We start from the raw sequence: 15317 nt of genomic DNA on the forward strand, positions 1-15317 counted from the left end.
TCATTAATTCGTATGGAGAGTGAAGAAAAATGAGAAAAACCTGGTCTTTATCCATCCTCATGTTATTGTCGGTCGTGCTGGTCCTTTCAGGGTGCGGCTCCTCCGGCGGCAAAGACGATAATACGTTTAAAGTAGGACTTGAAGCGGGATATGCCCCGTTCAACTGGACGCAAAAAGATGACTCCAACGGCGCGGTTCCGATTGACGGGAGCTCAGAATTCGCAGGCGGCTACGATGTGGAAATCGCCAAGAAAATTGCCGACGGCCTCGGCAAGAAGCTTGTTATTGTCAAGACGGAATGGGACGGTCTGGTTCCGGCGTTGACCTCTGGGAAGATCGATGCGATTATTGCCGGGATGTCCCCAACCGAAGAGCGTAAGAAGACGATTGATTTCTCGGATAACTACTATAAATCGAACCTGATTATGGTGGTGAAAAAAGGAAGCCCTTATGAAGGTGCAACCTCGATCCAAGACTTCAGCGGCGCGAAAGTTACGGCCCAATTGAATACGTTCCACTATTCTGTTATCGACCAAATCAACGGGGTGAACAAGCAACCGGCGATGGACAACTTCCCGGCAATGCGTGTAGCCTTGGAATCCGGTACGATTGACGGTTATGTGTCTGAGCTTCCGGAAGGTGTCAGCGCCGCAACCGCAAATGAGAATTTCGCTTACGTGGAGTTCCAGGACGGCTTCAACACTTCCGATGATGATACCGCCATCGCGGTTGGTCTTGAGAAGGGCAGCGACTTGACGTCGAAGATCAACGAAATTCTCGCGGGCATTTCCGAAGACGAACGGGCCCAGATTATGAACGATGCGATTAAGAATCAACCTGCAGCGAACTAAATAAAGCACGGGACATAAGCCGGCTGCAATGGGATTGCAGTCGGTTTTATACGGTGCGGGAGGAAATGAAATGACTTACGAGTGGATCATCCAAATCATTACCGATAACTGGCCTATGTTTTTGCGTGGAGCCGGGATAACGTTATATATTTCGCTCATCGGCACGATCATCGGTGCGGCGATTGGTCTGCTGGCTGGCGTGATCCGAACCATTCCGGTGCCGGAGCGCGGGCTGAAACGCTGGCTGCTGAAGATCGTTAACGGCCTGCTGACCGTTTACATTGAATGCTTCCGCGGAACGCCGATGATCGTTCAAGCGATGGCGATTTTTTACGGTTCGTCTCTGTTGTTCAATTACGATATGGACCGGACATTTGCGGCAATCTTCATCGTCTCCATCAACACGGGAGCTTATATGGCCGAGATCGTGCGCGGGGGCATCTATTCAGTGGACAAAGGACAATTCGAAGCTGCCCACGCCATTGGGATGACCCATTGGCAGACGATGCGCAATGTCGTGCTGCCGCAGGTCATTCGCCACATTTTGCCGGCGACGGGCAATCAATTTATTATTAACATCAAGGATACCTCGGTGCTGAACGTCATTTCCGTATCGGAACTGTACTTTATGACCAAGTCGATTGCCGGGAACAACTTCCGGTATTTTGAATCGTTCTTTGTGGCCAGCGTGTTGTACTTGATCATGACGTTAACCGTAACGAAAATATTACAGCGTATCGAAAAAAGGCTGGACGGCCCCGAAAGCTATACGCTGCAGCGCTAGCAGAAAGCAGGAGTGAGGATGGACAAGGTAATCGAAATTCGGCATTTGAGCAAATTTTTTGGTACCCACGAGGTTCTTAAGGATATCAATCTGTCGGTCAGCAAAGGTGAGGTTGTCAGCATCATCGGCTCCTCCGGCTCCGGCAAATCCACATTGCTCCGCTGCATCAATCTGTTGGAGAAGCCAAGCGGCGGGGAAATTATCTACAATGGCAACAATATTTTGGAGGATTTGCAGAAGGCCTCGTTGTACCGCCGGCATTTGGGGATGGTGTTTCAGCAGTTTAACCTGTTCAACAATCATGACGCGCTAAGTAACTGCGTCGTGGGACAAGTCAAGGTGCTGAAGCGCTCCAAGGAAGAAGCGACGGAAATCGCGATGAAATATTTGCGAGATGTCGGGATGGAGCAATATATTCATGCCAAACCGAAGCAGCTCTCCGGCGGACAAAAGCAGCGGGTCGCCATCGCCCGCGCCTTATCGATGGACCCGGACGTCCTGCTGTTCGACGAGCCAACCTCGGCGCTGGATCCCGAGATGGTGGGCGAGGTGCTGAAGGTCATGAAGGAGCTGGCCTACTCAGGGCTCACGATGATCGTCGTGACCCATGAGATGGAGTTCGCTCGGGAGGTATCGGACCGGGTCGTATTTATGGACCAAGGGGTCATCGCCGAAGAGGGAACGCCGGAGCAGATCTTTAATGCTCCGAAGCAAGAACGGACAAGAGAGTTCCTGAAGCGGACGTTAAACCGGGAAGGGTAAGACGAGGTTAAATGAGGATACGGCGGAACCTGGATGTAGATCTGGGTCCCGCCTTTTTTTTCGTGTGTGTGGTCATCAATCAGGATTGCGGTGTTTGTTCCCTATAGTTCAAGGAATGCCATACCCCGAAGTTATCCTTGACGTTCAGCGTACGTCTGCCGCCCATGGAGGCATCCACATAATAGGGGTAACGGCGGCCGGCGGTAAAATGACCGCGGAATGCGCCGGCGAACGTGACCGGAACCGCCTCGAACCGGATCTCACGAGGGGTTACGCTCAGCACGCGGGTCGTCTGCGTGGAGTTGCCGTAGTTGCTCTCATGCGTTTGCTGAACGCTGCTATCCGCTTTGAGCGTATTGATGTCGCTTTGCATGGCGGTAATCGTTTCCCGCAGGCCGGACACATCGGGAGCGCCGCCAATCTGCGGGATACAGAGTCGTTGTCCGACCCGCAGCGAGTTCGGATCCACGCCTGGGTTCGCCTCCAGGATGCTGGCGATGGTCACGCCGTATTCCTGCGCAATCTGATACAGTGTGTCGCCGGGCTGGATGATACGGGACACATGATTTGGCGGGCAGGAGGGGATGCAGATCACCTGGCCGATTTGCAGATTGTTTGGGTCAAGGCCTGGGTTCGCGGCTAAAATGCGCGTGACGCTGGATTCCAGCCGGAATGCGATGATGTTCAGCGTGTCCCCAGGCTGTACGGTGTAGGGGTAGTGCTCTGCGGGGCACTGCCGATAATAATAGTTAAACAATGGAACTTCCCCTTTCGTTTAGGCTTCTTCCTATACCGTATGCGAGGCCTGGGCGTCGGTTACTGGAATCTCACGGGGAAGCCGTTAATCCGTTGCTTCGACACTTTCCTCAGCAGCCCGCTGTCATCGGCGATCAATGGGGCGGCATTGCGGATCGATGGAGGCTTGGTGCGAAGCATCGTCTAAAGTGCCTTACAAATCAGGAATCTGCCAATCGATTTCAGCCAAGCCTTTGGAGCGCAAAAATTGATTGGCCCGCGAAAACGGCCGACTGCCCAGAAATCCCCGATGGGCCGATAAAGGGCTGGGGTGCGGCGACTTGATCAAATGATGCTCGCGGTTGGTGATCAGGGCTGCTTTTTTCTGGGCATGGCTGCCCCACAGCAGGAACACGACCGGCTCCTGCTTCTCATTAAGTGTTTCAATCACCTTGTCGGTGAACGTTTCCCAACCGATATCCTTATGGGAATTCGGGGTGTCGGCCCGCACGGTCAGGACGGTGTTGAGCAACAGCACGCCTTGCTTGGCCCATGGGACCAAATAGCCGTTATTAGGGATTTGGCAGCCCAGATCGTCCCGCAGCTCCTTGAACATGTTCTGCAGGGAAGGCGGGGCTTTGACTCCCGGTTTGACGGAGAAGCTGAGCCCATGTGCTTGTCCTGGGCCGTGATATGGATCCTGGCCAAGAATCACGACTTTGGTGTCGGCGAAGGACGTATAATGAAGCGCGTTAAAAATATCATACATATCGGGATAAATCGTACGAGTGCGGTATTCATTCGCCAGAAACTGGCGCAGCTGTAGATAGTACGGTTTCTTGAATTCGGGCTCCAGGAAGGGGGCCCAATCGTTGTGAAGAATCGTCAAGCTTTCGTCACCTCGCAAGTTCTAGAATGCTTATGTAGGCTTCGACATCAGCGGGTGCAGTTCCTCCTTAACGCATGCGCAGGTGCTCGATTGGTTGGATTTGGAACATTGTGCTAGACCGTGCAAAAACGTAGTAAAAAAGCCGCGAGAAGAACCTCGCGGCTTTCGTATATTTTATTTATCCAACCATTGGAAATGGAAGGTACCTTCTTGGTCCACGCGTTCGAACGTATGGGCGCCGAAGTAATCGCGTTGGGCTTGCAGCAGATTCGCTGGCAACCGTTCAGAACGGTAGCTGTCGTAGTACGCGAGAGCGGAGGAGAAGGCCGGTACCGGAATACCGCGGGTGACGGCAGTGGCAACGACTTGTCTCCAAGCGTCTTGGTAGTTCTCTACAACATTTTTGAAGTAATCGTCGAGCAACAGGTTTTTCAGATTCGGGTCACGGTCGTACGCATCTTTAATATTTTGCAGGAAGCGGGCCCGGATGATACAACCGCCGCGGAAAATCATTGCGATGGCGCCATAATTCAAATCCCAGCCATATTCTTCGGAAGCGAGGCGCATTTGCGCGAAGCCTTGGGCGTACGATGCGATCTTGCTGGCATACAGCGCTTTGCGTACCGCTTCAATGAATGCTTCTTTATCGCCGTCATACGGCTGCGTAGCCGGACCGTTCAGCCGTTTGCTGGCGGCCACGCGTTCGCTCTTCATCGCAGAGATAAAGCGGGCAAACACCGACTCGGTGATGATCGACAGCGGTACGCCCAGATCGAGGGCGCTTTGGCTCGTCCATTTCCCAGTGCCTTTCTGACCGGCGGAGTCCAGGATCACGTCTACCATCGGTTTGCCGGTAGCTGGATCTTTCTTGCCAAAGATGTCGGCGGTGATTTCGATCAGGTAGCTGTCCAGCTCGCCGTTGTTCCATTCTGTAAAAATCTTGTGCAGTTCATCGACGCTCAGCCCGAGAACATCCTTCAACAGATGGTAGGCTTCGCCGATCAGCTGCATATCCCCGTATTCGATCCCGTTGTGAACCATCTTCACGTAGTGACCGGCACCATCTGGACCGATGTAGGTGGAGCAAGGATCGCCGTTCACTTTGGCCGAAATCGCCGTCAAGATCGGTTCAACCAGCTCGTAGGCATCCCGTTGTCCGCCTGGCATGATCGCCGGGCCTTTCAGCGCACCTTCCTCACCGCCGGAGACACCGGCACCGATAAAGCGGATACCTTGCGCTTCCAGCAGCTTGTTGCGGCGTTGGGTGTCCGGGAAGTGGGCGTTCCCGCCGTCGATTAGGATGTCCCCTTTATCCAGGTAAGGAACCAGTTGGTTAATCGTGTCGTCGGTTGGCTTGCCGGCTTTGACCATAATCAAAATTTTGCGCGGCGTTTCCAGCGATTGCACAAAATCCTCAATGCTGTAGGTGCCAACGAAATTTTTGCCCGGCGCTTCTTCCAGCAGTTCTTTGGTTTTCTCCGGCGAGCGGTTGTACAATGCAACGGAGAAGCCTTTGCTTTCAATGTTCAGCGCGAGATTCTTGCCCATGACGGCGAGACCAATCACGCCGATTTGTTGTTTTTTCATATCTATTTACCTCCAAACCTATCCTCTCTAGTCTATAGGGAAAAGCACTTATTTTACGGATTTCTTCCAGTCAGCTGCAAACTTCTCCAGCCCTTGATCGGTCAGCGGGTGTTTAGCCAGTTGCGCAATGACAGCGAACGGAATAGTTGCGATATGCGCTCCGGCCAGAGCCACGCGGGTCACATGGTCCGGATGGCGGACAGAAGCGGCGATGATTTGCGTATCCAGGTTATGGACCCGGAACAGCTCTGCCACTTTCGATACCAGCTGCACGCCGTCTTCGGAGATATCATCCAGGCGGCCGAGGAACGGCGATACATAAGTTGCCCCTGCACGAGCGGCCAGCAAAGCTTGGTTGACCGTAAAGATCAAGGTGACGTTGGTCTTGACGCCCTTTTGCGCCAAATATTTGGTGGCTTCAAGACCAGCCAGCGTCATTGGCAGTTTAATCGTGATTCGCGGATCATTGTTGTTGATTTTGATCAGTTCTTCCGCTTGGGCAATCATCTCTTCAGCCGTCACTGCGTCCGGCGTGACTTCCGCAGAGACGGACTCCACGTCAGGGACGGCTTTCAAAATTTCCTCGATGCGGTCTTCGAACTTAACGCCTTCTTTGGCAACGAGGGAAGGATTGGTTGTCACCCCGGATAAGACGCCGATTTTATAGGCTTTTTGAATGTCTTCCAGATTGGCTGTGTCAACAAAAAATTTCATCGTGATCCCTCCAAATTTATAATTTTTAGATTTAAACGATCAGGGACAAGAAATTCCATATTCCCTGTTACTTAATGGATAAGGACGCTTGAGACGATGTGTTGCCGGTATTTTTGGCGGAGGTTGCCGCTTCGCTTTCACGGTCGAACCACCACTCGAACCCATCTTTGGCCAGCAGATCGTGCGCCGCTTGCGGGCCGAAGCTGCCTGCAGGGTATGGGTATAACGGCACCTCATTTGCGGCATATGCATCCAGGATGGGTTGCACCCATTTCCAGGACAACTCGACTTCATCCCAATGCGCGAAGAAGGAAGAGTCGCCGCGGAGCGCGTCATAAATCAGGTTCTCATAGGCTTCAGGCACTTCGCTGCCGCTCTTATGGGAGCCGATCAGCACCTTCGTGAGATCTTGTTGCTGCGCTTCGCCTTCCGTATTCAGGCGCAGGTAAATGCCCTCGTTTGGACTGATTTCGAACACAAGCAAATTCGGTTTGCCGCCGTTGTTCGTGTTGGAGACTTGCTTCACCGGTTCACGGAACTCAATGACGATCCGAGTTGCTTTCTCCTTCATGCGTTTGCCGGTACGGATGTAAATCGGAATCCCGCGCCAGAAGTCATCTTCGATTTGCAGTTTGGCTGCGATGAAGGTATCGTTTTGGGATTCCTGCGGGATCCCGGCTTCGTCTTTATAACCAACCACCGGTTTTCCTTGAATTGTCCCGCTTGTATATTGACCGCGAACCACTTGGGTTGCGACGTCTTGACGCAGCAGCGGCTCCAGCGATTGCATGACATGCTTCTTCTTGGAGCGCACTTGCTCCGAATCGTCGCCTTTCGGCAGATGAGCGGCAAGCATCATCAGCAGTTGCAGCATATGATTTTGGAACATGTCGCGCAGTGCACCGGAATGGTCGTAATACCCGGCTCTTTCCTCAACGCCAACGGTTTCGCTGGCCGTAATTTGCACGTTAGCGATATAGCGGTTGTTCCAGGAAGCCTGGAGCACCGGATTCGTTTGCTGCAGCAGATGAAGCTTCTGTACCATCGGTTTACCGAGGTAGTGGTCGATGCGGAAAATTTCATCTTCAGTGAAAGCTTTGCTTAACTGTGCATTGAAATCACGAGCGGATTGCAGGTCGCGGCCAAACGGTTTTTCAATGACAAGCCGTTTCCAGCCTTTCGTGTCGCCGAGTCCGCTGTCTTGAATATGATTGGCAATCGTCTCAAACAGCTCTGGACCAACCGACAGATAAAATAACCGATTGGGCTCCGCCCCTAGGGCCTGTTCGCGTTCTTCAATGAGCTTCAGCAAGCTTTGGTAGTCTTCCTTGCGATCGACGTCCAAGACATGATAGCGGAAGAAGCTGAGAAATTTAGTCACAGCCTCAGCATCGCTAGCTTCCCGTCGGGAAAAGCTGTGCAGAGATCGTTCGATGTTTGCCTTAAAGGTCTCATCCGACCATTCTCTGCGGCCCAAACCGATGACGCTAAACACCTCAGGCAGCTTTCCATCCAAAAACAAGTTAAACAGGGCAGGGTAAATTTTACGTTTTGCCAGATCCCCAGTTGCCCCAAACAATACAAACGTATTGGCATCCATCCAGTTTCTCTCCTCTCAGCATAGCTTTCCATTTATCTATTCGTTGAATACAGGTTATCTGTGTTCGTGGAAGATAGGACTTCGCCCATTCCCACCTCGAAGCTATGGATTATTTGGAATGACTCCAATATAATACGAATATGACCATAGGTGAAATTAATATATTTGACAGGAGCTATAGACCAGGTTTATGACAAACAATTATGAGCTATACAAAGTGTTTTATTGGGCAGCCAAAACCGGCAGTTTGACGCAAGCAGCGAATGCATTATTCCTGACTCAGCCCAGCGTCAGCCATGCGATTAAACAGCTGGAAGAAAGCTTCGGCCTCACGTTGTTTTACCGCAACTCCAAGGGAGTATCATTGACGCAGGAAGGGGCGATCTTGTACTCGTATATCGAGCAATCGCAAATTTTGATCTCCCTGGCGGAGAAGAAGATGGCCGAGCTCAAAAACCTTGAGACCGGCGTACTTCGGATCGGCGGCAGCGACTCGTTGTTTAAGCATTACTTGCTTCCGTATTTGGAGGATTTTCATCGACGTTATCCGGAAGTGGGGATTCAACTGCTGCACGGAACCACTCCGGAAATCATGGGGTATTTGAAGGAAGGGAAAATCGACCTAGGCGTAGCTCGGATGCCGATCGTCGATCCGCATATCGAGGTGCGGGAGGGCATTCAGCTGCAAGACTGCTTCGTGGCTGGCTGTGCCTATGCCAATCTCAAGGACAAGGTGATTTCACTGGAGACGCTGCTGGAGCACCCGCTTATCTTGTTTTCCCGTAACAGCCGTGCCCGGATGGCGATCACGGAGCTGTTTCATGAGTACGGCTTCGAGTTGAAGCCGGAAATCGAGGTGGGCAGCGTCGACCTGCTGATTGAATTGGCGCGCAAAGGACTCGGAATTTCTTATGTGGCTCGGGAGTTCGTGTCGAAGGAACTGGAAGAGGGGTCTCTGTTTGAAATCAAGCTGGACGTAGAGCTGCCGCCGTCTCAGGTGGGCATTATGAATATGCGGAACGTGCCGCTCACTACCGCAGCCCAGAAGTTTATGGAGGAATTTAGCCTCTAACCCATATTGTGCTCCCTTGTTTCGTCAGCCTGCAAGGAATGAATGGCTACGGCGGCTCGAAATGGGGTCCACTCAGCCACAACGTATTTGTCGGGATGTAATTAAAAAAAAGGAAGGGGATTCTAAAAGGATTCCCTTCCTTTTTTCATGTCGTGAAGATCGTTTAACTTTCCCCAATCCGCCTTGAGCAGCTTCTTTAACATTTCGACCTGCTCGGCTCCCAACGCTTCCGCAATGATCTGTTCCAGCGCTGCCTTGATGGTGGTGTTCTTCTCATAACAGCTTTCGCCCAAAGGCGTTAATCTCAAGCTTTTTTCCTTCTTATTATGCTGGGCGGGCATAACCTCTACCAGCCCTTTGGCTTCCAAGCTCTTGATGAATTTATGTGTCGCCTGCCGGGAAATATCGACTTGCCTGGTCACTTGAGATATCGTGGGATTTTGCTGATAAATCCTGGCCATGATAAACCATTCTGAGTTGGAGATATACATCTCGTTCCGTTCGTTCCACACTTGTTCGCGAATGGAGCGAAGCTGAACATGACGTTCGCTGATTAGGTCGATGAGATCCAGAGTTTCAAATCTGGGATGCATGGGATCACTCCATTTCCGTGCCGGTTGCTAGTTCTCCTACACTATACAAAAAACGATTGCAGATTGTCAATTTAGTTGACAATTTTGCAAAAAAAGAGTATACTGTTGATAGTCAACTTAGTTGACAAAATAGAGAGGCGGGATCACGACCATGTTTCATGAGGGGGATTTGATCAGTTATTCGGTGCATGGAGTTTGCCGCATCGACGAGGTTTGCGTGAAATCGCTGGCCGGGGTTTCCAAGACTTATTATGAATTGCATCCACTAAGCAATGAGACCTTGAAGATCAGCATTCCGGTTGATAAGGCGCCCTTGCAATTGCAGAAATTGATGGGGCCGGAGGAAGCGATGACCTTAATTGACTCGTTTATGGAGCAAGGCATTCCATGGATCGATAACAATCATGAACGGCATCACAAATACAGCGCGATAGTGAAGACAGGAGAACGAGAGGAAATCGCGAAGGTAGCTAATACGTTGATACGCAAGAAACAATGGTCCGAGGAAAATCATAAGAAGCTCGGCAACCAAGACAACCAGCTGTTGTTGAGCATAGAGAATACTTTATTTCAAGAGATGGCCATCTCGTTGAACATCTCCATCGATGATGTCTTGCAGGCCGTCGAGGAGAAGGTTGCTGTGAAACAGTGATCAGCAGTGTTCATTAATTAATATATAGAAGAAGAGAGATGCAGACGCACCTCTCTTTTTTATGTCTTTATAGATAACATTGAATCGACTTTTCAATCCAATACGAAAAATGAGTCTTAGGATGCTGTCGTTCGATTTGCTTCATTCGAAGATACAGGTTGATCCCATCGGATACGTCATGCCATAGATCAGTGAACACATAGTCATAAGCCTTCTGGGCCAGACGGGTGCGGGCAAACTCGAAAGCATCCGCCTGGATGATCTGAATCTTCTCAGCATGCGGGAACTGGGGAAGAAGGTGTTGCTGGAACAATCGAATCACATTTTCGTTGATCTCAACAATCGTCACGCAGTCCACATTGTCCTTTTCCGAAACCATATACGCGTAGTAGCCCAGACCAAGTCCAAAGGTTAGAACTCGTCCAAAAGCATCCGCGATCGGTTCCTTCATCGTTGCGATCTCGTTTGGCGTCACCGTCATCCAGATTCGTCCCTGTTCCAGCAATGCCGGATACTTGAATTCAACCGGGAAGAACCCGATCTGCGGAATCTGCCGTCCATCCGCCGTTTGTACAATATCGTTGCATACGAATCCCTCAAATGGCTTGTAGCTTTCGTATTTCAATTCGCAGTCGCCAATCTGGGCGGCGGGGAGGCGGATGCTCCGATAATACGGGTTATGCTCATACTCTGCAGGATCCAACTGATGAACCATTGGGTCAAAATACTGATGAAACATCTCCCGATCCTGAGGGGTCTCCAGGATATCGAGCCCAAACTTAGCGGCGAGCAGCAGCTTGAAGGCGTACTCGGTCGAGACGCCGCTCTGCACGAGTTCGTTAATCTCCGCCTCATCGATCAAATCGGGGGCATGGTTAAGATAACTGCTAAGTAAAGCAAAAAGCTTGTGATTGTCCTCGCGGTTGTGTTCCATCTCTAAACCTTCAGCATCCCGCGGAACCCTCTGGCGCCATAATAGGATTCTGCCCCATTATGGTACACAAAGACGGTGTCGTAACGACGGTCGCAGAAAAGGGCACCGCCAAGCTTCCGAATGGAAGCAGGGGTTTGCACCCAACTGGAGGTTTTCAGATCAAATTTCCCCAGCTTCTGCAGTTCTCGGTACTGCTCTTCCGTTAACAGCTCAATCCCCATAGCAGCCGCCATATTCATCGCGCTGTCTTCGGGCTTATGCTGCTTTCTCGATTCCAGGGCTTCATGGTCGTAACAGACGCTTCTACGGCCCTTAGGCGATTCCGCCGAACAATCGACGAACAAGAATTGGTTGGTTTGCTCATCGTATCCAATCACGTCCGGCTCGCCGCCGGTCCGTTCCATTTCGTGGAGCGACCACAGCTTATCGGGCTGTGCCTCCAGCTTCACTTGGACCTTGGCCCATGTCAACTCGGGATGGCGATTCATGTTTTTCTCAAAGCGGGCTTGCAAAGTTTGGAGCAACTGTTCACGTTGTTCTGGCAACAAGTCCTTTGGTTCGTTATTCATCATGAAGCCTCCTTCATAAAGTGATCGATTCCACCACTATAGTTCTTCTGTGCTTAGGGTAAACCCTTCAATCACCGCATCCTCATCCACTTCGATTAGAATGCAGCGTTTTCCATGATAATTGACTTGCTTCAGGTACTTTAAATCTTGAGGGCTGACCGAGATCGTGGCTACCTTCGTTTCGATCTTGATTGATTTGGACGTAAACTTCGGAACAACGCTGCTTGCTTTGATTTCATAGTTCTTGTCATCAATTACCGTTTGGTAGGCCAGCTCGACTTTTTCTGTCGTCACGTTCTCCACTCCGCTGGCGGTTAGCACACGTTCCACATCCCGATAATCCAGCTTGGGCGGTTCTTCCTCCTCATGGGTTTCAATCACCTGCTGAATTTCCTCATACACGCTTGCAATCGTGGAGGCGTCGAGCTGATCACCGGCAACTTCCTTGACGATTTCCTCGAAGATCGCTCTCTCTTCCAGCGCGGTTACCGTCTTCTCAGCGTTCAGGACCTGATCGATAAAATGTTGATTGGGATCATTAGCCTTCCCCGCGCAATAGAGCACCCGATTCACATCCGAGAAGCCGTCGGTGATGCTGGGGTAGAAGAAGCCTTGCTCCGGCGAGCGCAGCTTGATGATCGGGTCAACGATCACGTTGTACTTAAACTCGCGTTCGACATAATCGAACATCAGCGTTTTGCGTTGGGGTTCGGTCGAATTGATGCTGCACAAAATAAACGGATTGGCAAACATTTCATCGGTTTCGCTCTCCTCGGCTTCTTCATTGCGCTCCTTGGTGGGCTTGTAGTATTGGCCGCGTACGAAGGTGATCACCGTATCCCGTTCATACGTCGTATCCTCCAGCATTTTCTCCACCAGCAGAAGCATCAAATCATGCCACTCGTCGGCATCTCCGGTTACGAGAGCTTGATGCAGCAGTTCCTGTGCTGGCTTGTCCGTTTCCGGATGCTCCTGGAACTTGACCTCGAACAGCTTCTGATCCAATTCACCGGACAGCAGTCTTTTGAAATTGCCCATGTGCAATTCCTGCTTCTCTCTCTCTAACAGCTCAAATGGCGTACGCTCAAAATGATAGATTTCGTTGGTTTCCTTCATAATATAGACGTTCAGGATGTCGTAAATACTTAGTCTTTCATGATCCAGCTTGAATTGCTTGCGGATATAAGCGATTTCCTTCTTGATCAAGATAATTCCCCTTTGCAAAAATTCAATATTTGCATTGTACTATAATGCTCGCCCTCTGTCATGGTACGTAAAAAATGAAAAAGACCCAAACCGTCAAGTTTGGGCCTAAGCGGGGGAGTTGTAGATGTGTGCGTTTTATTTCATGAACCCAACAATAAGAAAGATGACCCCAAGCGCGAAGAACAGAACTAGATTCCATAGATCCACCCCAGATAAAAAAAAGGCCCACCTTGGTACGCATTGTAAAGAGGCGTGGTGGGAACTGTTACCTTTTGTAATAACGTCAACGAAACAGTGACCTCTGTTATTCTTCTGTGATAATGTCACTATGGACACTTTCGTACAACAGAAAGATTTACACTCTGGGTATCGAATGTTACCGGTGATGCAGGGGCGGATGAATTCGTATAATTTCTTGATTTGTCAACTTCGTTCACCTCCCGTTCATCTAGTTTATAAACTCAGCCACAGCGCGGGACGAACCCCGCCTTTGTTGTCGCCTGTTGAAGGATGGATGTGAATGCTGTTATAGCGGAAGGTGCCATTTCCCTGAATACCTACGTTGCCGTCGCCATGGATATATACGGCTCTTCGATTGTCACGCCCAGGTGAGCGAAGCCACCACCACCAGCCATGCCCATCCAGCGTTGATTTTCGCCTGTCGTTGTTTTCATCTTTCTTTTGAAACCAGTATCGTTGTTTGGCGCTGCGGTTTTCCAGGTTCTGGCGGCTGTCTCCGAAATATTTACACACGGCTTCCTCAATGCTTAGAAGAAAAATAAAATCCTGAGTATCTTCTCCACCTCTTGAACCGTACCACGGGTTGTCGGGGTTATTGTTCAATACCGGAACGATTCTTAATTGCTCGGCTGGAGTGAATTTGTTGTAAAACTTACCGTTCAGATATTTTCTCAGCGAGCAGTCCGCCCAAGTCACATCATCAGCGCAATTATGATAGGAGTGTTGTTCAATGATATGTTCTGTAATCATCAAGGCCGCACCCCGCTGTAGATCAAGAATGCGCCAGAGATAGCCGCCGAAGGTCACCACCGAGCCGATATGAAACTCACTCATCTTCTTCCTCCTCGTCCGAAGAAAGTATATCTTGGCATTTACCTTTCTTTGTTATCAGATCCATTGTATAACTCAAAGGACGATTTTTCTGTATATTTCGTTACTAATGGTTAACGCGCAAAAAAATAGGGATTCCTGACTTCGTCGTCTCCGGAAACCCTTTAATGTATAAATATGATTGTATGCGATCGAAGTCATGTGTAATACGCGCACATTCGATTTATGTCAGCCAGCTAGCAAAATATCAACAATCGCCTTGTTCGCGATCTCGTTCTTCTTTAGCTGCGGCACCCGCTCGTCGCACAGAACATCGACGGGGGATAGAGGCAATTCTCCGCAAATATCCTCTCCGACGATCGGTCGAAGTCGTTTCAACTCTCGGATCACATCCAGCAATTGTCGCAATGTCATGCTCCCCTGATCCCAATTGGTGACCGCATTATCCGGATCAAGGACATCTTTGTCTACACTGATATAAACCGGTCCGTCTGGTAAAACGGAGCGTATGGCCCTGACAATATCAACAGGGGACAAACGACGAACCTCTTGCTCCGAGATGACGGTGACCTTATCGGGGATGCCAGAGGCTTGGAAGAGATTTAACGTATTCGCACCGATGATGACCACGCGGTTTAGCAGTGGTAAAGTTTGCAGTGCCATACTGACCCAAGAGCCGCAAGAAATAAGCGGAACATCGTCGTTAAATGCAAGGTCGGTATGGTGATCGAACAGGATCAGCGAGAACGGATGCTGGATTTCGGACAGCAACAAATAGGTAACGTAGTGATAATTCCCGCCCCCGATCAAAGTAATGTTTTTATACTTTCGCGATTTTAACCGAAATTGAATTTGACGCAAGGATTCATCGCTGCAGTAACCTTGGCAACTGTGTAGATCGGAAAAATCGATCCACTCGCCGGGGTATCCCCGAAGCCATGGTTGTTGTTTCAAAGTTCCATCGAAGTTTAACAAGGAAATTCCGCTTGTTTTCGTTCTGCTATCCATTGTTTCACACTCCTAATTCTTTAAGCAGGGCTTAATGTACAGGAACTTCACAATGATTCTGTCAGTCTCAGCAAGAATGTTCTCTTATTAAGAATCGTTTCATTGCTACACAACGAAGCCATTGTGCGAAATTTGTTACAGTGATGCCGGGCATCAAAGCAAGAAATCTCACAAAATGGCTCCTAAAAATAGAATGGCACTTTTGATTGTTTTTCGCAAGTAGATGCACATAGGCGTCAGTGTCAAGCTAGCGTGGGCAGTCATTTAAGATGCCTGGAACGCGAACCCCG

16 protein-coding genes and 1 pseudogene are annotated in these 15317 nt (G+C 50.1%); 6 read left to right on the top strand and 11 right to left on the bottom strand.

Features of this window, described 5'->3' with window-relative positions; translation table 11 throughout:
• Window positions 1-29 precede the first annotated feature (29 nt).
• The 3 genes from RW092_RS06675 to RW092_RS06685 all read left to right on the top strand — a co-directional run bounded on the left by RW092_RS06675 (window position 30) and on the right by RW092_RS06685 (window position 2397).
• A complete protein-coding gene (locus RW092_RS06675; protein ID WP_316009834.1) occupies window positions 30-851 on the top strand; it encodes a transporter substrate-binding domain-containing protein in 822 nt (273 codons plus the stop codon).
• A 70-nt stretch (window positions 852-921) separates the two neighbouring features.
• A complete protein-coding gene (locus RW092_RS06680; RefSeq protein ID WP_016313028.1) occupies window positions 922-1635 on the top strand; it encodes an amino acid ABC transporter permease in 714 nt (237 codons plus the stop codon).
• Window positions 1636-1653: 18 nt separating this feature from the next.
• A complete protein-coding gene (locus tag RW092_RS06685) occupies window positions 1654-2397 on the top strand; it encodes an amino acid ABC transporter ATP-binding protein (protein ID WP_009226089.1) in 744 nt (247 codons plus the stop codon).
• Window positions 2398-2476: 79 nt separating this feature from the next.
• On the opposite strand, the gene RW092_RS06690 is transcribed toward RW092_RS06685, so the two are convergent.
• Window positions 2477-3154 (bottom strand): LysM peptidoglycan-binding domain-containing protein, encoded by a 678-nt coding sequence (locus tag RW092_RS06690; protein WP_028538528.1) that lies wholly within the window; start codon window positions 3152-3154, stop codon window positions 2477-2479.
• Between the two features lie 96 nt (window positions 3155-3250).
• Between RW092_RS06690 and RW092_RS06695 the strand changes: the two are divergent.
• A pseudogene (locus tag RW092_RS06695) lies at window positions 3251-3340 on the top strand (SDR family NAD(P)-dependent oxidoreductase); the annotation flags it as partial.
• Window positions 3341-3346: 6 nt separating this feature from the next.
• On the opposite strand, the gene RW092_RS06700 reads toward RW092_RS06695, so the two are convergent.
• From RW092_RS06700 to zwf, 4 genes are all read right to left on the bottom strand, one after another.
• On the bottom strand, window positions 3347-4021 hold the full coding sequence (locus tag RW092_RS06700) for a uracil-DNA glycosylase (protein ID WP_016313026.1): 675 nt from the start codon (window positions 4019-4021) through the stop codon (window positions 3347-3349).
• A gap of 174 nt (window positions 4022-4195) precedes the next feature.
• A complete protein-coding gene (gndA, locus tag RW092_RS06705) occupies window positions 4196-5608 on the bottom strand; it encodes an NADP-dependent phosphogluconate dehydrogenase (protein ID WP_316009835.1) in 1413 nt (470 codons plus the stop codon).
• A 48-nt stretch (window positions 5609-5656) separates the two neighbouring features.
• Window positions 5657-6322, bottom strand: a complete 666-nt coding sequence (gene fsa, locus RW092_RS06710) for a fructose-6-phosphate aldolase (protein ID WP_028538526.1) — start codon at window positions 6320-6322, stop codon at window positions 5657-5659.
• Window positions 6323-6389: 67 nt separating this feature from the next.
• Window positions 6390-7922 carry a glucose-6-phosphate dehydrogenase gene (zwf, locus tag RW092_RS06715; protein WP_085279892.1) on the bottom strand — a complete coding sequence of 511 codons (1533 nt, stop codon included), beginning with the start codon at window positions 7920-7922 and terminating at the stop codon, window positions 6390-6392.
• A gap of 190 nt (window positions 7923-8112) precedes the next feature.
• Between zwf and RW092_RS06720 the strand changes: the two genes are divergently transcribed.
• On the top strand, window positions 8113-8994 hold the full coding sequence (locus RW092_RS06720; RefSeq protein ID WP_016313022.1) for a LysR family transcriptional regulator: 882 nt from the start codon (window positions 8113-8115) through the stop codon (window positions 8992-8994).
• A gap of 122 nt (window positions 8995-9116) precedes the next feature.
• Here the strand turns inward: RW092_RS06720 and RW092_RS06725 are convergent, their stop codons facing one another.
• Entirely contained in the window at window positions 9117-9587 is a 471-nt protein-coding gene (locus RW092_RS06725; protein WP_016313021.1) for a MarR family winged helix-turn-helix transcriptional regulator, read from the bottom strand.
• A 151-nt stretch (window positions 9588-9738) separates the two neighbouring features.
• Here RW092_RS06725 and RW092_RS06730 point away from each other — a divergent pair, with 151 nt between their 5' ends.
• On the top strand, window positions 9739-10239 hold the full coding sequence (locus RW092_RS06730; protein ID WP_316009836.1) for a CarD family transcriptional regulator: 501 nt from the start codon (window positions 9739-9741) through the stop codon (window positions 10237-10239).
• Window positions 10240-10306: 67 nt separating this feature from the next.
• On the opposite strand, the gene RW092_RS06735 is transcribed toward RW092_RS06730, so the two are convergent.
• The 5 genes from RW092_RS06735 to RW092_RS06755 form a co-directional block, all read right to left on the bottom strand.
• A complete protein-coding gene (locus RW092_RS06735) occupies window positions 10307-11173 on the bottom strand; it encodes a spermine/spermidine synthase domain-containing protein (protein WP_316009837.1) in 867 nt (288 codons plus the stop codon).
• A 2-nt stretch (window positions 11174-11175) separates the two neighbouring features.
• Window positions 11176-11742 carry a DUF4256 domain-containing protein gene (locus RW092_RS06740; RefSeq protein WP_085279897.1) on the bottom strand — a complete coding sequence of 189 codons (567 nt, stop codon included), beginning with the start codon at window positions 11740-11742 and terminating at the stop codon, window positions 11176-11178.
• A 36-nt stretch (window positions 11743-11778) separates the two neighbouring features.
• On the bottom strand, window positions 11779-12948 hold the full coding sequence (locus RW092_RS06745) for a DUF4317 domain-containing protein (protein WP_016313017.1): 1170 nt from the start codon (window positions 12946-12948) through the stop codon (window positions 11779-11781).
• Window positions 12949-13401: 453 nt separating this feature from the next.
• Window positions 13402-14022 carry a DUF6273 domain-containing protein gene (locus RW092_RS06750; RefSeq protein WP_316009838.1) on the bottom strand — a complete coding sequence of 207 codons (621 nt, stop codon included), beginning with the start codon at window positions 14020-14022 and terminating at the stop codon, window positions 13402-13404.
• Between the two features lie 225 nt (window positions 14023-14247).
• Window positions 14248-15027: an arginase family protein gene (locus RW092_RS06755; protein ID WP_016313015.1), complete on the bottom strand. Its 780-nt coding sequence runs from the start codon at window positions 15025-15027 to the stop codon at window positions 14248-14250.
• Between the last annotated feature and the right edge of the window lie 290 nt (window positions 15028-15317).

This window comes from Paenibacillus sp. 3LSP (genome assembly GCF_032465655.1).
Taxonomy (GTDB): Bacteria; Bacillota; Bacilli; order Paenibacillales; family Paenibacillaceae; genus Fontibacillus; species Fontibacillus barengoltzii.